This window comes from Seongchinamella unica (assembly GCF_004354085.1).
Classification (GTDB): Bacteria; Pseudomonadota; Gammaproteobacteria; order Pseudomonadales; family Halieaceae; genus Halioglobus; species Halioglobus unicus.
The window spans coordinates 842672-867085 of sequence record NZ_SMSE01000001.1 but is presented as its reverse complement, the minus strand read 5'-3'; the positions used below and the strand labels follow the sequence as shown (position 1 = coordinate 867085).

The 24414-nt window shown below is 60.2% G+C and carries 24 protein-coding genes; 17 read left to right on the top strand and 7 right to left on the bottom strand.

Features of this window, described 5'->3' with window-relative positions; translation table 11 throughout:
• Window positions 1-21 precede the first annotated feature (21 nt).
• Window positions 22-480, top strand: coding sequence for an RICIN domain-containing protein (locus E2F43_RS03770; RefSeq protein ID WP_165954181.1), 459 nt, complete (start codon window positions 22-24; stop codon window positions 478-480).
• A 4-nt stretch (window positions 481-484) separates the two neighbouring features.
• The gene (locus tag E2F43_RS03765) at window positions 485-1096 is read left to right on the top strand and encodes a hypothetical protein (protein ID WP_133209685.1); all 612 of its coding nucleotides are present in this window, start codon (window positions 485-487) and stop codon (window positions 1094-1096) included.
• Between the two features lie 15 nt (window positions 1097-1111).
• Here the strand turns inward: E2F43_RS03765 and E2F43_RS03760 are convergent, their stop codons facing one another.
• From E2F43_RS03760 to E2F43_RS03745, 4 genes are all read right to left on the bottom strand, one after another.
• The gene (locus E2F43_RS03760; RefSeq protein WP_133209683.1) at window positions 1112-1525 is read right to left on the bottom strand and encodes a nitroreductase family deazaflavin-dependent oxidoreductase; all 414 of its coding nucleotides are present in this window, start codon (window positions 1523-1525) and stop codon (window positions 1112-1114) included.
• Window positions 1526-1614: 89 nt separating this feature from the next.
• Window positions 1615-2283 (bottom strand): DsbA family oxidoreductase, encoded by a 669-nt coding sequence (locus E2F43_RS03755; RefSeq protein WP_238946736.1) that lies wholly within the window; start codon window positions 2281-2283, stop codon window positions 1615-1617.
• Window positions 2284-2357: 74 nt separating this feature from the next.
• Window positions 2358-3119: an SDR family NAD(P)-dependent oxidoreductase gene (locus tag E2F43_RS03750; protein ID WP_133209681.1), complete on the bottom strand. Its 762-nt coding sequence runs from the start codon at window positions 3117-3119 to the stop codon at window positions 2358-2360.
• Window positions 3120-3130: 11 nt separating this feature from the next.
• Window positions 3131-4189 (bottom strand): zinc-binding dehydrogenase, encoded by a 1059-nt coding sequence (locus tag E2F43_RS03745; protein WP_238946735.1) that lies wholly within the window; start codon window positions 4187-4189, stop codon window positions 3131-3133.
• A 203-nt stretch (window positions 4190-4392) separates the two neighbouring features.
• Between E2F43_RS03745 and E2F43_RS03740 the strand changes: the two genes are divergently transcribed.
• The gene (locus E2F43_RS03740; RefSeq protein ID WP_133209677.1) at window positions 4393-5394 is read left to right on the top strand and encodes a helix-turn-helix transcriptional regulator; all 1002 of its coding nucleotides are present in this window, start codon (window positions 4393-4395) and stop codon (window positions 5392-5394) included.
• 17 nt (window positions 5395-5411) lie between these two features.
• Here the strand turns inward: E2F43_RS03740 and E2F43_RS03735 are convergent, their stop codons facing one another.
• Entirely contained in the window at window positions 5412-5915 is a 504-nt protein-coding gene (locus tag E2F43_RS03735) for a 2,4'-dihydroxyacetophenone dioxygenase family protein (RefSeq protein WP_133209675.1), read from the bottom strand.
• A 133-nt stretch (window positions 5916-6048) separates the two neighbouring features.
• Between E2F43_RS03735 and E2F43_RS03730 the strand changes: the two genes are divergently transcribed.
• The 8 genes from E2F43_RS03730 (at window position 6049) to E2F43_RS03695 (ending at window position 15320) form a co-directional block, all read left to right on the top strand.
• Window positions 6049-6360 (top strand): hypothetical protein, encoded by a 312-nt coding sequence (locus E2F43_RS03730; RefSeq protein ID WP_133209673.1) that lies wholly within the window; start codon window positions 6049-6051, stop codon window positions 6358-6360.
• A 39-nt stretch (window positions 6361-6399) separates the two neighbouring features.
• The gene (locus tag E2F43_RS03725; RefSeq protein WP_165954180.1) at window positions 6400-6915 is read left to right on the top strand and encodes a dihydrofolate reductase; all 516 of its coding nucleotides are present in this window, start codon (window positions 6400-6402) and stop codon (window positions 6913-6915) included.
• Between the two features lie 46 nt (window positions 6916-6961).
• A complete protein-coding gene (locus E2F43_RS03720) occupies window positions 6962-8377 on the top strand; it encodes a succinylglutamate desuccinylase/aspartoacylase family protein (RefSeq protein WP_238946782.1) in 1416 nt (471 codons plus the stop codon).
• A 365-nt stretch (window positions 8378-8742) separates the two neighbouring features.
• On the top strand, window positions 8743-10848 hold the full coding sequence (locus E2F43_RS03715; protein WP_238946734.1) for an outer membrane protein assembly factor BamB family protein: 2106 nt from the start codon (window positions 8743-8745) through the stop codon (window positions 10846-10848).
• Window positions 10849-11013: 165 nt separating this feature from the next.
• Window positions 11014-11502, top strand: coding sequence for a nuclear transport factor 2 family protein (locus E2F43_RS03710; protein WP_133209667.1), 489 nt, complete (start codon window positions 11014-11016; stop codon window positions 11500-11502).
• A 57-nt stretch (window positions 11503-11559) separates the two neighbouring features.
• Window positions 11560-13830 carry a TonB-dependent receptor gene (locus tag E2F43_RS03705; RefSeq protein ID WP_133209665.1) on the top strand — a complete coding sequence of 757 codons (2271 nt, stop codon included), beginning with the start codon at window positions 11560-11562 and terminating at the stop codon, window positions 13828-13830.
• A 19-nt stretch (window positions 13831-13849) separates the two neighbouring features.
• Entirely contained in the window at window positions 13850-14425 is a 576-nt protein-coding gene (locus E2F43_RS03700) for a nuclear transport factor 2 family protein (RefSeq protein ID WP_133209663.1), read from the top strand.
• 82 nt (window positions 14426-14507) lie between these two features.
• The gene (locus E2F43_RS03695) at window positions 14508-15320 is read left to right on the top strand and encodes an SDR family oxidoreductase (RefSeq protein ID WP_238946733.1); all 813 of its coding nucleotides are present in this window, start codon (window positions 14508-14510) and stop codon (window positions 15318-15320) included.
• Between the two features lie 158 nt (window positions 15321-15478).
• Here the strand turns inward: E2F43_RS03695 and E2F43_RS03690 are convergent, their stop codons facing one another.
• Window positions 15479-17110 carry a flavin-containing monooxygenase gene (locus E2F43_RS03690; RefSeq protein ID WP_133209659.1) on the bottom strand — a complete coding sequence of 544 codons (1632 nt, stop codon included), beginning with the start codon at window positions 17108-17110 and terminating at the stop codon, window positions 15479-15481.
• Between the two features lie 44 nt (window positions 17111-17154).
• Complete coding sequence (locus tag E2F43_RS03685) at window positions 17155-18456, bottom strand: acyl-CoA dehydrogenase family protein (RefSeq protein ID WP_133209657.1); 1302 nt, start codon at window positions 18454-18456, stop codon at window positions 17155-17157.
• Between the two features lie 132 nt (window positions 18457-18588).
• Between E2F43_RS03685 and E2F43_RS03680 the strand changes: the two genes are divergently transcribed.
• Genes E2F43_RS03680 through E2F43_RS03655 form a run of 6 tightly spaced genes read left to right on the top strand, consistent with a single transcriptional unit; the run spans window position 18589 to window position 24414 of the window.
• Window positions 18589-19320 carry an SDR family oxidoreductase gene (locus tag E2F43_RS03680; protein WP_133209655.1) on the top strand — a complete coding sequence of 244 codons (732 nt, stop codon included), beginning with the start codon at window positions 18589-18591 and terminating at the stop codon, window positions 19318-19320.
• Window positions 19317-20330: a phosphotransferase family protein gene (locus E2F43_RS03675; RefSeq protein WP_133209653.1), complete on the top strand. Its 1014-nt coding sequence runs from the start codon at window positions 19317-19319 to the stop codon at window positions 20328-20330. Before E2F43_RS03680 ends, E2F43_RS03675 begins: the two co-directional genes overlap by 4 nt.
• On the top strand, window positions 20330-21943 hold the full coding sequence (locus E2F43_RS03670) for a long-chain fatty acid--CoA ligase (protein ID WP_133209651.1): 1614 nt from the start codon (window positions 20330-20332) through the stop codon (window positions 21941-21943). The genes E2F43_RS03675 and E2F43_RS03670 overlap by 1 nt, the downstream gene beginning before the upstream one ends.
• Window positions 21940-22605 carry a TetR/AcrR family transcriptional regulator gene (locus tag E2F43_RS03665; RefSeq protein ID WP_133209649.1) on the top strand — a complete coding sequence of 222 codons (666 nt, stop codon included), beginning with the start codon at window positions 21940-21942 and terminating at the stop codon, window positions 22603-22605. The genes E2F43_RS03670 and E2F43_RS03665 overlap by 4 nt, the downstream gene beginning before the upstream one ends.
• Window positions 22598-23419: an alpha/beta fold hydrolase gene (locus tag E2F43_RS03660; RefSeq protein ID WP_133209647.1), complete on the top strand. Its 822-nt coding sequence runs from the start codon at window positions 22598-22600 to the stop codon at window positions 23417-23419. The genes E2F43_RS03665 and E2F43_RS03660 overlap by 8 nt, the downstream gene beginning before the upstream one ends.
• Window positions 23416-24414: an LLM class flavin-dependent oxidoreductase gene (locus E2F43_RS03655; protein WP_133209645.1), complete on the top strand. Its 999-nt coding sequence runs from the start codon at window positions 23416-23418 to the stop codon at window positions 24412-24414. The genes E2F43_RS03660 and E2F43_RS03655 overlap by 4 nt, the downstream gene beginning before the upstream one ends.

Below are 24414 nucleotides of genomic sequence, written 5' to 3'. Positions count from 1 at the left end.
ACTAGTGAAAGGGACAAAATGATGAAACGGATATTTTTTGTTTCGGCCATGTACCTGGCATTCACCGCCCCCGCCCAGGCGGTGGAATTCAATACCGACGCCCTCAAATCGATGCAGGAGGAGGGGCACAAAATTGTTGCCGAGTCCCAGGGGGCGCGCAGCTACAAGGCGTCCAATGGCGAGTGCCTGGATTTCAAGGGTAACGGTCTGTTGCTGGCCAAGTGCAACGACAAGAAGAATTCCCAGAACTGGACAATGGACGATAAACAACGCCTGGTGGCCAACAACGGGCGCTGTATCGGCGGCTCGAATCTGCAGGAATGTAGCAATGCCAAGGCCCAGAAATGGACGCATGACGGCCAGCAGCGACTGATCAGTAACGCCAGGAAGTGCCTGCAGCCCCAGGGTAATCCGCCGGAATCGGGCGCCAGGGTGGTCGCGGGAAACTGCAGCAAGTCAGATCACCTGGTCTGGAAGTAGCCCATTGAGCTTGTTGCCGAAGACGGCCCTGGCCTTCTTTGTTTCCACCGCGCTGGCGGGCCTGCTACTGCTGGTACCGCTGGCCCTGCTGGGGGTGGCGTTTTACTTCGCCTACGACCTGGCGGTGCAACTGGCCCGGGTGACCGGGCTGGATCTTCCGTTCAGTGAATTCGTCGATGGCATCATTATCGGCCTGGGCGCGCTGGTAGCACTCGTCCTGGCCTGCTTCGGCATCGGGCTGGCATTGCGCACCGGTATCGGCGCCGCGCTGGAATCCCGCTATGACAGTCTGCTGGATAAATACCTGCCGGTGCTGGGCATGCTGCGCAACCTGGTGATGCAGATTGTCGGCAGCCGCGAGGAGGTGCTCAAGCTAAAGCCCGCAGAGGTATCGCTTTACGGCAGCAGCGGCCGACAGTATGCGCTGATTGTCGAGGAATTGCCGGATGGTCGGGTGGTGGTTTTCGTGCCCGCGGTACCCGCCGCGACGATCGGCCAACTGCATGTGCTGCCGATGAGTGATATCACGCTGCTGGATACCCCGGTCCAGGAATTCCTCAACGCGGTGACCCAGTGGGGCGCCGGTGCCTCGCTGATGTACCGCAAGGGCGATTGAGGCGGTAGCGGGCCCCTAGTCGAGACGGCGGAACCAGAGCAGCGGTATTTTGCGTTTCGTCTGCTGCAGGTATTCGCCCTGGTGGTGATTGATCTCTACGATGTCTTGCCACAGGGCCTCCCGCTCCTCGTCGGGCACCTCTTCCGCCAGCGCCCTGAACCGCTCCCTGCCGAACTGCACCGAGACTTCCGGATTGGCTTTCATGTTCAGATACCAGGCCGGGTGGGCATCCAGCCCGCTGTTGGAGGCGGAGACCGCGATCGAATCCCGGTAGGGATAGCAGGCTATGGGCACCGTGCGCAGTTTGCCGGATTTGCGGCCGACCACGCTCACCAGGGCAACGTCGATCCAGCCCATGCGTGAACCCAGGCGACCCCCGGATAATTGATAGAGAAGCTTGTGGACCTTGCCAAAGTATTTCCAGTTCATATCTGCTCGCTGTCGTCGACTGGGAATAAGCTACTTTACCCGTCTGATCCCCGGACTGGAAATTCGCCGCTCGGCGGGCAATTTCGGCCTCAGGCCGCCTCGTGGTCGGCGAGTTTGTTGAGCACCCGCACGAAGGTTTCCGCCTCCTGGGCGCCGGGTACCTGGTAGCGACCATTGAACACAAAGGTGGGCACCGCGTAGACATCGCGGTCCAGCCAGCGTTGCTGCTCTTCGCGAACCGCATCCGCGAAGCGGGCATCTTCCAGCACCGCCCTTGCCGTTGCGGCGGGTAAGCCGGCTTTGCCTGCGGTTGCCGCCAGTACGTCGATATCACTGACATCCTGTCGCTGACTGAAAAACGCGTCGAACAGGGCGAGCTTGAGATCGGTCTGGCGCCCCTCCAGTGCTGCCCAGTGCAATAGCTGGTGGGCGCGGAAGGTGTTGACCATGCGCATACCGTCATAGTAGTCGAACACAAACCCCAGGGAGGCGCCCAGCTCTGTCAGTCGGGCGCGTGCCGCCTGGCTCTGCTCCGGCGTGGTCCCGTACTTTTGTGCCAGGTGTTCACGCAGATCCTGCCCTTGCGGCGGCATTTGGGGATTGAGCTCAAAGGGGTGCCAGTGCAGATCCACCTCGAACCGCCCCGCTAATTGCGCCAGGGCAAGTTGCAATTGCTTATAACCGATGATGCACCAGGGGCAGACCACATCGGAGACGATGTCGACGCGCAACGGCATGGGTGTGGCTGGACTGTTCATGCGGCACTCTTGCAGGGCAGGCGTGAACACCCATCATAGCAGGTGTTCAGGGTCCCGCTTTCCACCCCCTTGGTTCAGTCGAGCAGGGGGTATTTGAAACTGGTAAAGCCGTCGTCGGCGCTCACGGTAGTGCCGTTTATGCAGTTGGCCCGGTCCGAGGCCAGGAAGGCGTAAACGTTGGCAATCTCCACGGGCTGGGTGAACGCTGCGCGCATCTGTTCGTGGCGGATGTGATCCCACAGGCCCAGCGCCTCGTACTGGCGTAACATGGGGGTGTCGACCCTGCCCGGCGCGACGGCGACCACGCGAATATTGTGGGGAGCGAACTCCAGTGCCGCGCACTTGGTCATCATGTCCACGGCGGCTTTGCTGACGTTGTAAACGAAGGTCATTTCCGCAGCCATCTGGCCGTAAACCGAAGAGGCATTAAGAATCACCCCGGGCTTGCCCAGGTCGACGAACTTCTTCCCCGCCGCCACCAGGCCATGGTAGACGCCCTTCTGGTTGACGCTGGTCACCAGCTCCCAGTCCTCGGCGGGGTTGTGTTCCAGCAACAGTTTGGGCAGGCCCACCCCCGCATTGTTGATGACCACGTCCAGGGTGCCAAAGTTGTCGACAGCCGCGTCGAGCATCGCCTCAACCTGGGCATAATCGGTAACATCGCAGGCAAAGCCGGCGGCGGCGCTGCCGTAACTCGCTGCCAGTGTGTCAGCCTGCGCCTGGTCCAGGTCCACCACCAGCACTTTCGCTCCCTGCTCGACAAATTCCCGTACGATTTCGGCGCCGATGCCGCCGGTGGCGCCGGTAACGACGGCGACTTTATTTGCAAGATCCATGGTTTTATTCCTCAGCGGTAGGCCCGCAGCTGATGATTGGAGAAGGGTTCGATAATGACTTTTACGTGTTCGTTGCGCTGCATCAGGGTGGCGAAAGCGTCGGGGACGTGGTTAATCCCCACGGTGCCGGTGATCATGCGCTGCCAGGGTATGTTGCCCCCGGTCAGGACCTGCAGGCAGGCGGCGTATTCTTCCGGTTCGTAGTAATAGCTGAACTTGAGGTTGAGCTGCTTGACCGTGGCATGGGCCGGATTGAACGGCACTGGCTCAGTGTGCAGGCCGGTGAAGACAATGCAGGCCTGTTCGGGCGTCCGCTGGATAAAGTCGGGAATCATCCGTGGCAGGCCCACGCACTCCAGCACCACCAGGCGCCGGTCGCCGGCCAGTTCCGTGGCCAGGGCCATTTCATCCTGCGCGCCTGGATCTGCGACGTGAGTGGCGCCAAATGCTGCGGCATTGTTGCGCCCTGTGGCCAGCGGATCGCTGGCCACAATGGTCTTCACCCCGAGATGTTTAAGCGCGGCAATACAGGCCAGTCCAATGGGGCCGCAGCCCGCCACCAGAGCGACCTCGTCAGCCTCGGGTTGGGCGTGATTGACCGCGTGCAGACCGACTGCCAGCGGTTCGACGAGGGCCGCCGCCTCGTTCGGCAAGGCATCCGGTACCGGCAGCAACAGGGCTTCTTCCAGCAGGAAGTATTCGGAGTAGGCGCCGGGAACGCCGGGGGTCACGCCCACGCCGAGCTGTCCCTGCTCGCCGAGCAGCATTGGCACTGCGGTAACGCGGCTGCCGATGGCCAGTTGCTGGTTGGTGTCGGGTCCGAAGCTGACAATTTCAGCGCAGAACTCATGACCCAGGTTGATCTCCAGGTCCTGGGCGTTGGTGTCGGCAGGAACCACGCCGATTTCGCGGTAAAAATCGAAGATCTCCCGTGAGTGACGCACCAGGTGCAGGTCCGAGCCGCAAATACCGCAAGCCAGGCTCTTCACCAGGACCTGGCCGGACCCCGGCTCGGGTATGGGGGCGTCTTCAAGCACTACGCGACTGTCGCGCATCATGATAGATTTCATCATCGTTCACCTTGCGAAGCCGGCCCTGGACCGGCTTCGTCATGAGCCTGGAGGGCTCTTGTCTGTCATATTCGGCCCTGTCTCCCTCGGAGTGAGCCACCTTGTTCTCCAGTCGGGGTAAGTTAGCCCCCTTGCTTGCCATACGCTTGATAAATTGCGAAGCTGTTTTGATATTTTGCGAACAGGACCCGGAGTAGGCTGCCATGTTTCTGGTACGCAGCGGTGCCCTCAGTGGATATGAAAAGCTGGTCAAACGGCTGGGGGGTAACCCCATTGAGTTGCTGGCGGAGGTCGGCCTGAGTTCAGCCCAGCTGCGCAATCCCAATACCTACATTTCCTACAGCAAAATGGCCGAGTTGCTGCAACTTTCCGCAGGCAGGCTGGAAGAGGATTGCTTTGGCCTGCTGATGTCCCAGTACCAGAATTCATCGGTGTTGGGTGATCTCAATATAACCGTGTTCCAGCAACCGACGGTGCGTGAGGCGATCGACGCGGTCAATCGAAATCTCTACCTGCACGCCCGGGGCGTGCGCCTCGGGATTGAGGTGCGGGATGAGAGTTGCCAGCTGTCGCTGACCATTGAGGTGAGGAGTTCCCTGGGCCTGGACCAGACCCTGCAGCTGAGCGCCGGCCAGCTCGCCAACTTTCTCTGTGACTTGTTACAGCTGGATAATCCCGGTTTCCCGATCATGTTGCAGCAGCCCGAGCCCCGCCTGGACGTATCTTGCGTGGATGAGCGTCTGCTGTCGCGGGTGCGCTTCAATAGCGGCTTCGACGGGGTGCGCTTTGCCAGCAGCTGGCTGAACCGCCGGCCGGAATTCGATGAACAGAGCCTGCGCGCTCACCTGAAGGAGTATCTGGCGACACTGCAGGAGCGCTACCCGGACAATCTCCGTGACCAGACGAAAGAGATTATTGGCCAGTTACTGTCTACGGGAGAGTGCAGTCTGGAGCGGATTGCCTCCACCCTGGACATGCATCCCAGGGTGCTGCAGCTGCGCTTGCAGGAAGCGGGATGTCACTATGGTGAGCTGTTGCGGGAGACGCGACTGGAGCTGGCAGAACAGCACCTGCGGCACCGCACCCTGTCGGTGACGGACCTGGCGCTGAAGCTGGGCTACTCGGAGGCATCGATATTCAGCCGCAGCTTCAAGCAGTGGACCGGCTATTCACCGCGGCAGTGGCAGCAGCGTCACCAGGCGTGACGCCGCGTTGCGGGCTGTTAGCTTGAATACCCCGCATCGGCGCCCGGCTTGATGTATTTCGGCACGCCCAGGCCCTGGGCCCTGGCGGCTTCCAGGACCATCATCTCGATCCAGCCGGCATCCATGATATTGATGAAGTTTCCGTCTTCATCGAAGTTCACGTTACAACCCTGGATGACCATGAAGCCGTCCGCGCCCTCACCGTCGGCGTCGGTGGCGAAGGTGTGCACCGAGCCGCCCGGCTCGTAAAGGTAGGAGCCCGCGGTCTGCGGCTGGTCCGGATACTCCAGGTAGTGCCAGCTGCCGGCAGTGGTGTAGAAGTGTACGGTGCCGGTGTGGAAGTGCTTGGGCAGCACGACACCGGGTTCAAATTTCGCCCGGATGACCCAGACGCCATTCTCGGCGTCCAGGAACAGGGGCCAGATGTGCACGCCGGGGAGGGCGTTTTTGACCAGCGGCAGGGTGCTGGTGTCCAGGGTCAGCAGGAAGTCCTGGTGATTGATCGTTTCGGGCAGTGCCATGGTGATGTCCTCGTGTTGTTATCGGGTTCGGTGAAAAAACCAGTTCGCACTATAGTGGGGGGGCGTGAAGGTAACTTGGCCTTTCCCGAAGCAAATTTGATAAAACACGAATAGTGCCCGGAGCCAGAGGACGTTGCATCCGCGTCGCCTCGCCATCCCGGTGGGCGCCGGGTCACGGCGTAAGGGCTTTCTCCACCGAGCTCGGGCTGACAGGCAGGCGCTGTTGCATCATTTCGGCAACAAGGAGAAGCTGTACAGCGAAGTGCTGCTGCGCGTGGCCCGGCAACGGCAGGCGACTATCCGGGAAATACCGAACGGTGATCTGGATTCCGCCCGGCATCTGGAGGAGCGGGTGTTGGTTCAGCCAGCGCTGGCCAGGATGTTGGGGCCGGGTTTACTGGAAGAAATCAGGACAAATCATGAACAGGGACTGGGACATTGGTGAGAGTGAGGTTGCCGCAGTGACCGCTCGGAGTGGCAGCTGGTGAAGATCTCCCTGATATACGCACGGTCCGAGAACCACTGTATAGGCCGTGATGGGCAGCTTCCCTGGAAACTGCCGGAGGAATATGCCCATTTCCTCCGCGTCACCCGTGGCAATGCGGTGATTATGGGCCGCAGGACCTATGAGGAAAATAACAGCGAGTTGCAGGGCTGCCGGAATATTGTGGTTTCCCGCAGTGATAAGCTGGTCCTGCCGGCCAATGTTTCACGAGCCGGGTCACTGCCGGAGGCACTCTCGCTGTGTGTTGATCTGGCGGACAAAGTATTCGTGATCGGGGGAGTCAGTCTTTACCGGGAGGCATTGCCCAAGGCACAGGAGGTATACGAGACGGTGGTCATGGCCGACCTGGAAGGTGACACCTATATTGACGCCTTTGACTTTACCGAGTGGACCACGGAGCAGGTAAAGACTCACGGTGTGGATGCCAGCCACGCCTTTGCGTTTACTGTTTTCCGGCATCGCCGAAGCCGGGTGACCGCTGGTCAGTCGGAGTGAAAGACCCGCTGCGAATTGCGATAGTGAGATATGTGAAATGGATGTGATGCAAACGAACGCAACAACCGGTACCAGGGGCGGGTTAATCATCTCGCTTGCCCTGTCCATCGCGCTCGGGACAGCAACGGCTGCCGCAACGGAAACCTCAGCGGTTGAGACGGTGAGCGAGGTAACCGCGCCTGCCGGCGAGGAACCGGCATCACCACTCCCCGATCAGCCTGATCACCTGCCCCAGGCAGAGAGCGTCGACCTGGGTGATCCCGTTTCCCCCGAGGAGCCCGAGCCGCCGCGGCCGGCGGTAGCGCAACCAGAGCCACCACGGGAGGTCATCCCCGCGGAAGCTGAGGTCGCAGAAACGCCGCCACTGATTCTGCTGGGCAAGGAAGTACGGCCCAGCACCGCGACCCGCTTGTCCTGGTCGCCGGCACAGTCCTTCGAGGGACTGGCCAGCCCCACGTCCGTGCTGGTGGTCCATGGCGCCAAACCCGGCCCCGCCCTGTGTCTCACCGCGGCACTGCATGGCGATGAAATCAACGGCGTGGAAATTGTGCGCAGGGTCCTGTACGCAATCGCCCCGGAAGAACTGAGCGGCTCGGTTATCGGTGTGCCTATCGTCAATATGCAGGGCTTCCAGCGCGGATCACGCTACCTGCCGGATCGCCGTGACCTCAACCGCTACTTCCCCGGGTATGAAAACGGCAGTGCCGCCGCCCGCATAGCCTTCTCCTTTTTCAATGAAGTTATCCAGCACTGCAGTGCGCTGATCGACCTGCATACCGGCTCCTTCGACCGGACCAACCTGCCGCAGTTACGCGCCGATCTGTCCAACCAGGCGGTGCTGGACCTCACCCAGGGCTTTGGTGCCACCACGATCCTGCACAGTGCGGGCGCCGTGGGCACCCTGCGCCGCTCGGCGACGGAGCACGGTATTCCGGCCGTCACCATCGAGGCCGGGGGCCCCATTCGCTTGCAGGAAGAGGCGATCAGCCACAGCGTGAAAAGCATCAAGACATTGATGAACCACCTGGGCATGGTCGACCGGAGGCGCACCTGGGGTGCCAGGGAGCCGGTGTATTACGAATCGCGCTGGGTGCGCGCTGACTCCGGCGGCATTCTGCAGAGCGTGGTCAAGCTGGGTGAGCGGGTAGACCAGGATGAACTGCTGGGCACGGTGATCAACCCCATTACCAATGTCAGCACCAGTATTCTTTCGCCGTTCCCCGGTCGCGTCCTGGGCATGGCCTACGACCAGGTGGTCATGCCCGGCTATGCCGCCTACCACATTGGCATCAATGCACCGATAGAAGAGCTTCCCATCCATGATTCAGACCAGCCCACCAGCACGCCGCCAGAGCACACCGGGGAGGAGACATCACTGGACTCACCGGTGGCCGACGACACCGACGCGGAACAGCAGCCGGTGCTGGAATCGCCGGTGGATGAGCCTGAGTATGATGAGTGAAAGTGGCGAAGGTGGGGCGGAGCCGACTGTAGTTGGGTAATGCAATTGGACAGCATCATGGGTGGTAAAAATGCCGCCAGAGACGCGTTCAATGGCAACAGCAGAGCGGTCTTTTATGCGGAGTTTATTGCCGGGCACAGGTCTCTGCCAGTGGTAACACAGGCTGGTGGGCAATATTGGATGCGCTGCTCCACAGCGGCCAGCGATCATATCCAGTCAACGCCGGTTTGCCTCCCGCGGCAGCAGAAAGCATCCTGAACGTCCGTTCGGTCGTAGTTGAGCATCGCAATAGTGGTGGCGATGTTCCGGCCCCGGCTGCTATCATTGCATTTCCTTGTTTTAAACAAGTAACTGGAGATGCCGTCTTGAAATTTACCCTGGTTGGCCTTGTATCCTTGTATTCGCTGCTCTCGACCATCGCCGTTGGCGCACAGGACGGTGGGCTCGCCCTGCAGTTACAAACCGGCAAGGCGTTGTATAACGCCAACTGTTCGCAGTGTCACTCCATGACCTTGCGCGGTTCCGCCCACGGTACCGCGCTGAGCGGAACGGCTTTTATGGATCGGTGGGGCGATCGCAATTCCACGGCGCTGCTGCGCTTCAACCAGGCCAATATGCCCCCCGGGCAAGGCGCCGGCCTGGACGAGGAGCAGCATCTCGCTATCGTCGCCTACCTGCTCAGCAGTAATGACCTGGCCTTGCCGGCAGTGCTCAGTGCCGAGGCCCCGCTATCCATTGCCAGCGGGGAACCGCTGGAGATCGAAGCGGGGCAGGCATTGGAGAGCTGGGGCTCGGCCGATACCATTGATGCCGCCGCTCGAAGCAAATCGGGTTTCAGCAACCGGCCCTTGCCCGCCTTCACTCCGGTCACCGAGGAAGAACTGGATAACCCTGCGGCCGCCGACTGGTTGAGTTGGCGCCGCACCCGGGATGGTTGGGGTTACAGTCCCCTTGACCAGGTCAACCGGCGCAATGTGGATGACCTGACCCTGGTCTGGTCGCTGGCCATGGCGGATGGCAGTAACCAGGTCACGCCTCTGGTACATGACGGGGTGATGTATCTCACCCATCCGGGGAACAAGGTGCAGGCCGTGGCGGCCGACACGGGCACGGTCATCTGGGAATATCAATATCGTTTTCCACCAGAGGCCCGTACCCTGGGTGGGCCGGTACGCAATATAGCCCTGTACGAGGACAAGATTTTTCTCGCGACCTACGATGCGGCCATCGTGGCCATTGATGCCCGCACCGGCGAGCAGGTCTGGCGGACCCCGAAAGCTGACTATCGGCAGGCCTACACCCATACCGCGGGGCCTATCGTCGGTGGTGGTGTCGTACTGAGCGGCATCAACGGCTGTGAACTTTATACTGAAGCGGGCTGCTTCATCACTGGCCACGACCCGCAGACGGGCAAGGAATTGTGGCGTACCTCGACCATCGCACTGCCGGGGTCTCCTGGCAATGCATCCTGGGCGGGACTGCCCCCCGAACTCAGGGCCGGTGCAGACAGCTGGATCGCCGGGAGTTACGACGCCGAACTGGACCTGTTTTTTATCGGCACGTCTCAGGCCAAGCCCTGGGTGGCTGCGAGTCGCGGGATGTCCGCCCGGGATGCCGCACTTTACACCAATTCCACGCTGGCAATACGTCCCCGCACGGGCGAGATCGCCTGGTACTTCCAGCATATACCCGGCGAGACCATTGACATGGAGGTGGGTTTTGAGCGTGTGCTGATCGAGGTGGGCGGGAAAAAGCGCCTGTACACTATCGGCAAGGACGGTGTGCTCTGGCAACTGGATGCCGCCACCGGCGAATTTATCGGGCTCGCGGAAACCCTGGCGCAAAACATATACGCCAGCGTGGACAAGGTGGCTGGACGGGTCAATTATCGCCAGGACATCCTCGATGCGGGTATCGGCGATACCATTCAGGCCTGTCCGGGTATTTATGGGGGGCATAACTGGCAGGCTACGGCCTACAGCCCGGAGACGCGCTCCCTCATCATCCCACTGCACCAGCTGTGTTCTGATCTCGTCGGGCGCAAAGTGGATATCGCGCTGGGTGCCGGAGGCTACGGTGGCGACTCGCGTACTTACGAGATGCCCGGTGTCGAAGGTAATCTGGGCCGATTGGCGGCCTGGGATGTGGAGACGCTGCAGGAGCGCTGGAGCGTGGAGCAGCGAGCGATGTTTCTGACCGGCGCGCTGACCACGGCAGGTGAGCTGGCGTTTATTGGCGACGTGGATCGCTACTTCAGCGCCTTCGATGTCAACAGTGGCGAACGCCTCTGGCGCACGCGCCTGGGGGCTCCCCTGCACGGCTACCCGATCAGTTACAGCGTGGCGGGCCGGCAGTACATAGCGGTACCGACGGGTATCGGTGTGTTTCGGGCCCTGACGGCGACGGTCAGTCCGGAAATCTACCAACCCACCAATGGGCAGGCGCTGTATGTCTTTGCCTTGCCTGAGTAAGCTGGACAGCGGCACGACGAGGAGCCCCATGACCGCTGCCGAAGTGTTGACTTGCGAATAGTTTCCATTTAACTTGCTTGTTCAAAACAAGATAATAGTGACAACAGCAGGGTGGTGCCGGTGAGGGCAGTGACCTGCAATGAGCCAAGAGTCTGGATCTGGGGTATGGGAAATACAGAAGCGGTAATTGAAAAGCTGCTCGACCGTATCGACGAACTGGAGAGCCGGATCGCAATCCGGGATCTGGCGTCGGATTACTGCCACGGTTTTGACAAGCGCGATTACGAGCGATTCCTGGCCATCTGGTGGCATGACTGCGTGTGGGATATTGGCCCGCCGTTCGGTCGTTTTGAGGGGCATGAGGGGATTCGCGTCGCGATCCACGACGTGCTCTGGCCAGCCTGGCAGGAGAGTCACCACCTGGCTACGAACCATACCATCCGCTTTCTCGACGCCGACAACGCCACCGCCGTGTGCGACGTGGACTGCGTCGGCACCCTGGTTGACGAAGACGTCTGCCAGATAGTCGGGGCAACCTATTACGACACCCTGCAGCGTCGCCAGGGCACCTGGAAAATCCGCGAACGTGACGTTCGCATTCATTATTTCAACCCCGTGCCAGGCACCCGTCTGGCGTCACCCGCAAGTTCATGATGCACGGTAAGTAACACCCGATTAATCGACAACATAAGCAGAGTGAGAGCACCGACTATGAGCATTAAAACCCAAAGCACCGCACTGTCCCTTGCCATTGCCACCGCAGCTGGACTCGCAACGTCGCCCAGTGTATTTGCCGCCGACGGCGCACTGGAAGAAATCGTGGTTACAGCCCGGAAACGTGAGGAGAGTATGCAGAACGTGGGTCTGGCCGTGAGCGCCCTGAGCAAGACGGAAATAGAGCGGAGCTTCGCTCGTGACATTTCCGACCTGGCCAGTGTTTCACCCAACCTGATTATCGATGACACGGCTCAGGGCCCCGGTGGTGTGGCCGCCATATTCATCCGGGGTATCGGCGTTGCCGACGTGGAGAAAAACTTTGATCCGGCGGTCGGTGTGGTCGTCGACGGCATATTTATCGGCGCCAACGCCGGTTCGCTTCTGCGTAGCATCGACCTGGCAGGCATCGAGGTGCTGCGTGGGCCCCAGGGTACCCTGTTCGGTCGCAACACCATTGGTGGCCTGATCAATATCACTACCACCCAGCCCACCGGCGAGCCGGGGGCGAAGCTTCGCCTGGGCTTTGAGAATTACGACACCTACTACGCGGATGGCATCTTCAACTTTGGTATCGGTGAGGATTTTGCCGCCAAGATCAGTCTGGCGAAACGAGATCAGCGGGAAGGGTATTACGACAATGTAACCCTCAACAAAGACGCGGGCCGCAACGATTACCGCTCCTGGGGCGTGAACCTGTTGTGGGAAGCCACCGATAACCTGGCACTGGAGTACACCTACAAGAACGAGGAGACGGACCAGGATACACCGCCACTGCTGAACACCGCGCAGCCGCGGCACGCGTTCTGCTCGGGATTCGGCTACTGTTCTCCCTCACTGGACAAGCCGATTACCGGCGACCGACGCAAGATAGCACAGACCGGTTATCGCCCCGCGGGCAAGCTCGCCAACCGCAATAATCCCTTTGTGGTGCTGAACCCTGACCAGGTGGCATCAGTGCCGATGGAGGCCACCTTCGATACCGACGCCCACACCTTCGAGCTGCGTTGGGACCTCAACGAGAAATACCGCGTGGACTACCTCTACGGCCGGTGGGAGTCGGAGGAGACTATCCTGTCAAACTGGGACGGAACGCCGGAGCTCCTCTACGGGACCGACCGACCCGCGGATTACGAGCAGGACAGCCATGAACTTCGCCTCACCTACGATGCGGGTGGGCGGCTGACCTTCGTCGCCGGCGCCTATCTGTGGAACTCCGAGTATTCCATCGATCTGAACAGCTACATTGGTTTTAACCCGGATTTTCCTGGTCAGTTTCTGGATATCTACCAGTATTCCAGCCAGGAAACCGATTCCCGGGCGCTGTTCTTTGAGGCGGATTACAAGCTGACCGACGCCCTGTCCATTACCCTGGGCGGGCGCTACACCGAAGACGAGAAAGAGAGCCGGCAGTACGGTATCGTCAATACAATCAGCGGCGAATTCAGCGACCACCCGGACGACGAGTGGGACGAGTTCACACCGCGAGTTGGCGTCAGCTACACCCTCAACGATGACGTCATGCTCTTCGCCACCTACTCCAATGGTTACCGCAGTGGCGGATTCAATGGTCGGGTGGCTAACCTGGCGGAGGCGCGGGAGCCCTATGACCCGGAAACGGTCGACAACTTTGAACTTGGCATCAAGTCCGAGTGGCTGGACAACCGCCTGCGCGTCAACGCCAATGTTTTCTACATCGAGTACGACGACAAGCAGGAAGAATTGCAGCTCCCGGATGATAACGACACCGGGCAGAAGACGGTGGTGACGAATGCGGCCAGCGCTACCCTGCAGGGCGTAGAGCTGGATATCCAGGCCTTTATCGGTGAGGGGCTGAGCCTGCGTGCCAACCTGGGTTACCTCGACTCCGAATACGATGACTTCCAGTATACCGACCTGGCTGGCGGTATTGTCGACTTGTCCGGCCTGGAGTTTCGTCGCGCTCCTGATCTAACGGCTTCGCTGGACGCCACCTATGAGTGGGATATGGCCGGCGGTACCGCCTGGGTTCGCGGTGCCTATCACTACATTGGCGAAAACTTCGTCAATGTGACCAACGCACCGGAACTGGAAAACGATGCACAGAACCTGCTCGATGCCTCAGTGAACTACTCGATAAACAGTTTCACTTTCAGCCTCTTTGGTCGCAACCTGACCGACGAGGACGGTTACATTCACGGCTATGACGTGGCGGGGCTTTGGTCCTACGCGGCAACACGTCCGCCGCGCACCTATGGCTTTGAGATGATCTACAACTTTGGCGAGTGACAGCGCAGAGGTCGAGCGAATGGCTATGGATGCACTGGAGCAACTGGCGGCGAAACAGGAAATCAGCGAGGTGATCGCGCGCTATGCGCGGGCGATCGATCGCCTGGATGAGGCGTTGCTGCGCAGTGTCTTCCATCCCGGTTCCCGCCATCGGCACTTCTATGAAGGGCCGTCCTCCGACCCGGATGCTCCCTCATCGCCAGGACAGCCGGGTGACTTCGTAGCCTTCGCATTCGACGAACTGGGCGTATCCAGTCGCACTCATCACCAGATGGGGATTCCGCTGATCGAGCTGGAGGGCGACGACAGGGCTTACGCAGAAACCTACTTTACTGCCTTCCACCGTCTGCGCGCTGCCAGTGATCCGCTGGCGGGGCCGGGCGCATTCGATACGGAAATGGATTATTTTGTGGGCGGCCGTTACATTGACAGCTTCGCCTTGCGTGACGGGTGCTGGAAAATCACGGCGCGCACCGGAATGACCGACTGGACCAGGATGGAAGCACCTGTATCGCAGGGTTTCTTTGGTATCGATGCGGAGACTCTGGGACGCCGCAGTCCCGACGATTTCATATACAGGCATCGAGACCAGTGAAAGGTGCCGGCACCCGTCGTGCCTGGGGATACATTCAAAATTGAATAGGGGATAGCCGATGCGGCTTGCCGGAAAAACAGCATTGATTACAGGTGCCGCCAGTGGCCTGGGCGCAGCTGCGGTGGCGCGGATGAGCCAGGAGGGTTGCCGCATTTGCCTGGGTGATATCCAGGAGGACGCCGGCGAGGCACTCGCCGCCAGCCTGGGCGATGACGCTTTTTTCATCCGCTGCGATGTGACGCGTGAAGAGGATCTCGCTGCGGCCGTTGATGAGACCGTGGAACGCTTTGGTCAACTGGATATCCTGTTCCATAGCGCGGGCATTGTCGGCGCAGTGGGTCCGTTGGCGACTACGCCCGGCGCTGAATGGCGTTTCAGTATCGATGTACTGCTCAACGGCACCTTTTACGCAATGAAGCATGCAGCCAGGGTAATGACGCCCCGCCGCAGCGGGTCAATCATTACCATGGCCAGCACCGCCGGCCTGATGGGAGGGTTGGGCCCCCATGCCTATGCCGCAGCCAAGCACGCTGTGGTCGGTCTGACCAAAAACGTGGCGGCTGAACTCGCCGGCCACGGTGTCAGGGTGAACGCGATTGCCGCGGCGAGCATGGCCACCCCGATGGTGGCGAATGTGCTTACGGGTGATCCCAATGATATCGAAGGTGCCAAGGCGAAACTGGCGGAGGCCTCGCCACTGCGTGGGCGACCCGGACTGCCGGAGGACGTGGCCAACGCCGTGCTCTGGTTGGCCAGTGACGAGTCCGGCTACACGACCGGCCACACGCTGACGACTGACGCCGGCATTACTGTCGGTGCCACCCCAGAGGGACCCGAATTCGCGGAGTATAGTCCGATTATTCGTGAGGCAGGAAAAGCCGGGCTGGACGAGTAAGGCTGCTCCGCAGCCTTACGCCGGTCGTGCTCGCGCTCCCGGGGTGAGATGAAGCTTGTCGGCACGGCGCTCCGCTATGCCGATACTGTTGCGCCGGCAGCGTGTCAGATGCACGACGCTGCCGGTCAAGGCACAGCTGGAACGCTGTTGTCCCCTGTTCAGCTGGCCAGGCGCTGAAACTCCAGTTCCGGGAAGCCGGCTTCCACGGACTCCCGCAGTTTGTCGTAGTAGACGTTGGCGCCGCCGAAGTAGATCAGTACCCGCGGTTTGTGGTTCTCGATGTTGGCGCCCATCATCCATGAGTGTACCTTGTCACCCTCGGCCATCAGGGTCTGTTCGTGGACCTCCGCAACATGGGCAGACCATTCGTCTTCGGCGTCCTGACGGGGCGCACAGACATCGTAGTCCTCGTTTTCCATCTTTTTGATGCAGTCCGCAATCCAGATCGCGTTCTGCTCAATGGAGGTTGGCAGGTTGGCGAAGGGAGCCTGGGGTCCGGTGATCGTAAACAAGTTGGGGAAGTCCGCAACGCAGACCCCCATAATGGAATTGGAGGTTTTCTGCCACTTCTCCGCCAGCGTCTGGCCGCTCTTGCCGCGAATCGGGAAGGCCTCCAGGGCGCCGGTGTAGGCCCTGAAGCCGGTGGCGAGCACAATGATGTCAAACTCGTAGAGATTTTTGCTGGTGCGTACGCCGGTCTCGGTGATTTCAACGATGGGCTCGCGGTCCTTGATATCGACAAGATGGACATTGTCGCGGTTGAAGGCTTCCAGATAGCCATGGTCCAGCGGAGGGCGCTTGGCGAACAGCGGGTAATCGTCAGTCGACGGCGTTAACAGCTCGGCGATTTCCGGATCGTCGACGCGCTCTTTCATCTTATCGATGATAAATTGCGACGCTGCCCGGTTCGCCTCGGGATTGGACAGCAGGTCATCGAAGGTTTCGAATACCCAGCGGAAACTCCCCGTCCAGTTCTCCTCGAAAATGCGTTGCACCTCTTCCGGCGGCGTATCGGCCACATTGCGACCTACCGGGCTGTCAAAGGCCATACCGAAAACGTGGTTGCGGCACTTGGCAACAATCTCGTCGTAATTCTCCTTGATCTCCTTTTCCCATTCGGGGGTCATCGGCTTCTGCATCGCCGGCAGAATGAAGTTGGGCGTGCGCTGGAAAACGGTAACGCTTTCCGCGTCTTTCGCCATTACCGGTGTCATCTGCACGGTGGTTGCACCGGCACCGATAATGCCGACCCGTTTGCCGGCGTAGTCCAGTCCCTCCTGGGGCCAGCGGGAGGAATGGAACAGGGGGCCCTTGAATTTGTCCATGCCGTCAATTTTCGGAATGACAGGCTCGGAAATCATGCCCATTGCGCTGACGAAATACTTGCAGGTGCTGGTGTTACCGTCGCTGGTGGTGACCAGCCAGTAACCGGTGTCCTCCTGGTAGTCGGCACTGACGACTTCCGTGTTGAGCTGGATATGCGGCCAGGCGCCGATCTTGTCCGCCACGAAGTGCATGTAGCGGTGAGTTTCCTCCCAATCCGGATAGCGCCGTGTCCAGGACCATTCCTGTAACAGCTCCTTGGAAAAGGTAAGGCAGTAATAGTAGCTTTCGCTGTCAGTCATCGCTCCCGGGTACCGGTTCCAGGTCCATGTGCCACCGATGTCTGCCGCGCGGTCGATGACGCGAATAGACAGCCCTGCCTCACGCAGGTAGTGGATCAGGGCGAGGCCGGCAAAGCCGGCGCCAACGGCGATTGCGTCAAAGTCCGGTTTTTGCTGAGCAGTCATTATCGTTCTCCTTGTCTCAGGCTTGGCTTAACCAAGTAGATGTATCAGTCGTTTTCTTGCAGGTAGTGTCCGTATTTTTCCAGCGCTTTGGCGCGCTGGGTGGGAGTGTGGTAGGTGGGGAACAGCCCCGGGGCTGCTTCATAGTCGCGCAGCACTGTGCGCGCCACCGTCACCTTATGTACTTCTGTCGGTCCGTCTACCACGCCAAGTTCGGGAATGTCAGCCCACATGTACATGAGCGGGATTTCATCGGACATGCCAAGGCTGCCGTGCAGGTGCATGGCGCGATACACCACGTCCTGCAGCACTCTCGGTGTAGCCGCCTTTATCGCGGCGATTTCCTTGCGCACCTCGCGGTTGTATTCCTTGTGCTTGTCAATGAGCCAGGCCGTATACAGCACGTGGAGTCGATACTGCATGATCTGAGTGTAGCTGTCGGCTATTTTTTCCTGGGTGAATTGTTTCTGCGACAGCAGCTCTCCCTTTGTAGTCCTGCTCAGGGCACGTTCGCACATCATGTCCATCGCTTTTTTCAATTTGCCGACACTGCGCATGGCGTGGTGTACCCGGCCGCCGCCGAGGCGGGTTTGTGCGACCAGGAAGCCCTTGCCTTCTTCGCCGAGCAGGTTCTCTGCCGGGACACGGCAGTCGCTGAAACGAATATAGCCGTGGACTCCGTCACCCTGTTCAACGTAGGGCCCGACGGCGGAGTTGCGCAGGATCTCCATCCCCGGTGTGCCTTTTTCTACCAGGATGATGGAGGCCCCTTCGTGGATGGGGACGTGGGGATTGGTCACTACCATCACCAACAGGAATTCAGAAAAGCGTGCGTGGGAAGCGAACCACTTCTCGCCGTTGATAACCCATTCGTCGCCATCACGTACGGCCGTGCAGGTGAATTCCGCGGGATCGGCGCCGGCCTGGGGTTCGGTCATGGAGTAGCAGGAAGCGATCTTGCCATCCAGTAGCGGCTGCAGGTACTTCGCCTTCTGTTCCGGCGTGCCAAAGTGGGCGAGAATCTCGGCATTGCCGGAGTCGGGTGCCTGGCAGCCGAAAACACTGGGGCCAAAGCGGCTGCGGCCGAGTATTTCGTTCATCAGGCCGAGTTTGACCTGGCCATAGCCCTCGCCACCAAGTTCCGGGCCAATATGGCAGGCCCAGAGCCGCTTTTCCTTGACGATTTTCTTCAGGGGCTCCATGGCTTTCGCCGCAGGCGACTCGGGATCCCAGGGATCGCCTGGTCCTCGAAATACGAGATCCAGCGGTTCGATTTCTTCCCGGGTAAACGTGTCGATCCAGTCCAGGCGTTCCTGGAAATCGGGATCCGTCTCAAAACTCCAACTCACTGGATGCGCTCCTATAATTATGGTTTACCGGAAGCTACCCTCCGGCTATACTTGCTAGACTCAAACAAGCATATTTTGAATAAAGTTCAGAAACAAGCGTATTGTGAATAAAGTTTGGGAGAAAATCCATATATGGAGCAAGAAAAAGTCTGGCTGATCACCGGGGCCTCTCGAGGTATTGGTCACGCGCTGGCCAAGCGGGTGGCGGATGCCGGTGACCGTGTGGCCCTGGTGGCCCGTGGCGAAGCCGTTTTGGGGGTCGCCGAGGCCATGGGTGATAACGCCATGGGGGTGCAGGCAGACATTTCCGATGCAACTGCGGTTTGGGGCGCAGTGGACGCCGTGCTGGGACGCTGGGGTCGCATTGACGTCGTGGTTAACAATGCGGGCCTGCACCGCGGCGGCAAAGTCGGCCGCCTGGCCGCGGAAGACTGGCAGGCGGTACTGGATACCAACCTGACCGGTGCGCTCAATGTGATCAGCAGTGCGCGCCCGGCACTGCAGGCGGGCAGTGCGATTATCAACGTGGGTGCGGTGGTCGGCTTTCGTGGCTTTCCCGGTGACGCGGCCTACGCCGCATCCAAGGCGGGCCTTGCCGGTCTCACCCGTGCCCTGGCTATCGAACTGGCACCAGCTGCGATTCGGGTAAACCTGGTGATTCCCGGCCTGGTGCTGACGGAAATGACCGGCGCACTGTCAGAAAAGGCGCTTGAAGCGATGTGCCGCACCATTCCCATGGGCCGTTACGGGGAAGCGGACGAGATAGCCGAAGTCATAGAGTGGGTTGCACGTTCACGCTATATGACCGGGGCATTCGTACCCGTTGATGGCGGCCTGCTGTCCAGCTTTGGAACGCCAGGATGAGCGTTCAGGCGGACGCGTTCAGCCTTTGGGCGGAGGGTGAGCTGGGGCTGCGCAATGCGCATATTGACGGCGAGCTCAGCGGCGGCAATTCCAACCTGACCCGCATGGTTGTGCATGATGAAGGCAGGCTGGTGATGCGCTCTGCGCCTCAAAACACCATTTCCCCCAAGGCGCATTTGGGCGTGCAGCGCGAATCGGCCTTCATGGCCGCGCTGTCCGGTCATGCGCCTGTGCCGCAGGTGATGGCCTGGTGCGAGGACAGTTCAGTGGCGGGCCAGCCGTTTGCGCTGGTTGAATTTATCGACGGCCTTTCCCTGACCGACAGCCTGCCGCCCGCCTATGACAACGACGCGGCGGTCAGTGAACTCGGACTGCAATTGGCCCAGGCCCTGGGTAAAATCGCCAGCGCTCCCTGGCAGGAGCTGGGACTGGCCGATATGGGGCGGCCGCAGGGATTCCTGCAACGACAGGTTGAGCGCTGGTTGCAGGTGCGGAAACAGCAGCCCACGCGTGATCTCCCCGAGCTCGAAAGCCTGGGCAGCTGGTTGCTGGAAAACCTTCCGGCTGAGGGCCCCGTGGGTATTGTCCATGGTGATTATCATCTCGACAATACGCTGTGCCATCGACAGCGCCCGGAATTATTGGCGGTGATAGATTGGGAGATGGGTACCATCGGCGATCCGCTGGTCGACCTGGGTCTGCTGTTGATGTTCTGGGGGCCGCGGAAGGTGTCACCTCCCGGATTCGCCCATATCCAGGCAGTATCCCGTCGCGAAGGGGTGGTCAGCCGCCGCGAACTGGCCCAGGCCTGGTCGGCGTCCAGCGGGATGCCGTTGCCCAACATGGAGTTCTACCTCTGCTTCGCTTTCTGGCGCCTGGCGGCGATCGTCGAGGGTGCCTACGGCCTGTATCTGGCAGGTAAGGTAGACACGGATTACGCCAGGGGGCTGGAGTACGATGTCCCCGCATTATTGGATGAAGCCAGGCTGGCAGCGCAGGGAGAATGGTAATGCAGTCCACGATGATGCACATGCCGATGACGGTGCAAATGATCCTTGCCCATGGCCGCGACGTGTTCCCGGAATCGCAGGTCGGTACCTTCGATGGCGAGTCCATGGCGTACACCAGTTACCGCCAGATTGCAGACAGTGCCGGACAGCTCGCTGCGGCGTTGCATGCGATCGGCGTGAAGCCGGGCAACCGGGTGGCGACGTTCAGCTGGAATAACACCGCGCACATGGAGGCTTACCTGGGGGTGCCCTCCATGGGGGCAATTATTCATACGGTCAACATTCGTCTCTCGCCCGAGCACATCGCCTATATCATCAACCATGCCGAGGATAAGGTGGTGTTGCTGGATGCCAGCCTGATTGAGCTGTTCGCGCCGGTGCTGCCGTTGCTGCAGAGCGTCGAGCACATCCTGCTGATTGGGGAGGGCGAGCTACAAACTGATATATTGACGCTCGACTATCGCGCTCACCTGGCCGAACATGCGCCCTGCGAGACGTGGCCGGAGCTGGATGAAACTGCGGCGGCCGCCGTCTGTTACACCAGTGGCACCACAGGTAACCCCAAGGGTGTAGTGTACAGCCACCGCACGACCTTCGTGCACTCGCTGGCGTCGCGGGCAACCGACACCTTCGGTATTTGTGAGCGCGACCGCATCCTGCTGCTGCCGGCGATGTTTCATGCCAATGCCTGGGGCCTGCCCTATAGCGGCTGGCTCAGCGGCAGTGACTTTACCCTGCCCGGGCCGCACCTGCAGCCTGAAGGCATCAAGCGCATGATCGCCCTTGATCGTCCCACCTTCACTGCAACAGTGCCGACCATACTTGGTGACCTGCTGCACGCTGACGCACAGGACCTGGACATGAGCTGTTTCCGCATGCTGGTTTGCGGCGGTTCGGCAGTGCCGCCGGCGATGATCGATGCCGCCAGGGATCGCTGGGGGGTGCCTGTATTACAGGGCTGGGGCATGACCGAAACCAGTCCGTTATGCGCCCTGTCGCATCCGCCCCGCGATGCTCACGGGGCGGGCGAGACGGTTTGGCGTGCCAAAAGTGGGCGTCCCGTACCCGGGGTTCAGGTGCGGGTGGTCGGCGAGGACGGATCGGTCCTGCCCCACGATGGCGAATCGGTAGGGGAGCTACAGCTTCGGGGGCCGTGGATAACCGGCGGTTACCATCGCGGTGAGTCTCAGGACTCCCAGACTGAAGATGGCTGGTTGCGCACCGGCGATGTCGGTCATATTGATACGCGTCACTATGTGCAGTTGACTGATCGCACCAAGGATGTGATCAAGTCCGGGGGTGAGTGGATTTCCTCGGTGGACCTGGAAAATATACTGGCCGGGCACCCGGATGTGCGTGAGGTGGCGGTGATTGCCACGCCCGATGAGCGCTGGCAGGAGCGGCCGCTGGTGATTGTTGTCGGTGACCGGCCTGAGGTGGACCTGGGTGAACTGCGGGAATTCCTGCGTGACAAGGTAGCCCGTTTCTGGTTGCCGGAGTTTTGGGCCTTCGTCGATGAGATACCCAAGACCAGTGTGGGTAAAATGGACAAGAAACGCCTGCGGCAAATGAACGAGGCAGGTGAACTGAGCATAGAGGAAGTGCAGCGATGAACGACACCAAGGGTGGTAGCCGCGCCGAGGGGCGCATGACTCAGGCGGAGCGCACGGCGCTTTCCGACCGCCGCATGTTCAAGGCGGCGATTGAGTTGATCAACGAGCGCGGTACGCAAAAGACAACGCTCAAGGAGATCGGTGAGCGCGCGGGTTATAGTCGAGGTCTGGCCAATTATCGCTTTGGTTCCAAGGACGGCCTGATGATGGAGTTGTTCGAGCAGTTCGACAGCGTCTGGAAAGAGCATCTCGAGAATTACGTCGCCGGGCGTCAGGGGTTGGACGCCCTGCAGCAGGCAGCTTGCGCCTTACGGGATTTTCTCAAGAAGGAGTCCAGCTATATGCGTGCGATGTACCTGCTCTGGTACGAATGCCTCGGCCATGATACCGAGATGCGTCGAGCGCTGGCTCAACACCATGATGTCTATCGCGCTGATGCGCGACGCTGGATAGAGCAGGGTATCGCATCGGGCGCTGTGCGCCCCGAAGTTGACGCGGCCCAGGCCGCCACTCACTACTGTGCATTTGTATTCGGCATCGTCTATCAGTGGCTGGTCAACGCGGAGGCGCTCGACCTTGACGCCGTGTTCGACAGTTATATCGACAGTACTATCGCCAATTTGGCTAACCCGAACCAGTTTGAGGAGACCGCAGATGAGTAGCATGGCAAGGGAAGAAGGGAAGCAGGTCTATTACGAGGATTATGGTGCTGGCAACACCGCAGTCATCCTGATCCATGGCTGGGGCACCAGCGTGCGCGCCTGGGATTACACGCTGCCGGCCTTGACCGATGCCGGTTACAGGGTGGTGCTGCTGGATCATCGGGGTTGTGGTCAATCCGACAAGGACTTTGCCGACATGAGCATCGAGGCCATCGCCGGTGATGTCGCCGCGCTGGTGGACCATCTCGGACTGGAGCGCGTCGTGTTGAATGGGTGGTCGCTGGGTGGTGCTGTAGCGGTCGCCGCCGCAGAATCACTGGGCGCGCGCTGCTCCGGATTGGTGCTGACCTGCGGCGCCACGCCCTGCTATCTGCAGAAGCCAGATTATCCCCACGGTGGGACTGATGAGGCGCTCGCCGAAACACTGGCGGCGATGTCGGCCGACCGGGTCAATTTTCTCGCCGCGCTGTCTGCGGGGGTTTGTGCCAGCGAGGTCAGCCAACAGGTGACGGACTGGATGTGGGGTATGTTTCTGCAATCTTCCCCGCTGGCGGCGCGTTCGCTGGCGGCGTTGGGGCCACTGGACCAGCGGGCCGTGTTAAAAAACCTGGCAGTGCCGATCCTGACCTATGCAGGCAGCCAGGATGCGGTGGTGGATCCAGCAGTCTGTCGCTCGGTGGTGGATTACGCCGCCAATGTGAGGCTGGTTGAATGTGCCGGTTCGGGGCATGCCCCGTTTATCGAGGAGAGCGAGCTGTACCAGCGTGAGTTACTCGACTTCCTGCAAGGCAACCTGCAAGGAGGTGGTGCGTGAACAAGGTTAATATCGGTTTATGGTACGACTTCCGTAACCCGCCGCAATGGCAGCAGCCCTATGAGGCATTCTATGCCGAGCGTCTGGCGCAGATTTCCCGTGCAGAGACGATGGGATTCCGCTCCTGCTGGCTGACTGAGCACCACTTTTGCGACGATGGTTATACGCCCTCGCCGCTGCTGCTGGCGTCGGCAATCGCCTCGCGTACGGAACAGATGCGTCTGGGTACTAACCTGATGCTGTTACCGCTGCACGATCCGGTGCGGGTGGCGGAGGACGCGGCAACCCTGTCCCTGGTGAGCGGTGGGCGTTTCGACCTGGGGGTGGGTATCGGCTATCGGCAGCTGGAGTTCGATTACTTTCAGCGCAAACTGTCACACCGTCCCAGTTTGGTAGAAGAGGGCATCGAGATACTGCGACGCAGTTGGAGTGGTGAGGCTGTGAACTTCAGCGGCAAGCGCTTTGAAGTGGGCGACCTGCGGGTCACGCCGGTGCCGCAGACCAGGCCGAAGATATATCTCGGGGGTATGGTCGAGCCTGCCATCCAGCGTGCCGCGCGTGTTGCCGATGGTTTTCTGTGTACCGGGGGGATCGGTATCGATATGTACAATGCCGCGCTGGAGCAGCAGGGCAAGTCGGTGCAGGATGGTGATGTTATCCTCGGCTGTTGGGCTATCATCGCCGAGGACCCGGAAGCTGAAGCAGCGAAAATCGGCGAGCACATCCTTTACCAGGCAAACGAGTACATCAAGTGGGGAGCCTTCGGGCCACCGGGCAGCGTGCCCCTGTATGAAAATGCCGCGGCGGCGATTGAAAATGGCTTGTACGAGCTGTGGGATGCCGACATGGCGGTCACTGAAATCAACAAGCTGTTGGCCAACTACCCCAATATTCGCGATATTCATTTCTGGGCGCAGTTTCCGGGTGAATCGGTTGCCTCTGGCGATGCACGCTTGCGCTATATCGCCGATAAGGTGCTGCCGAGACTGGGCTGA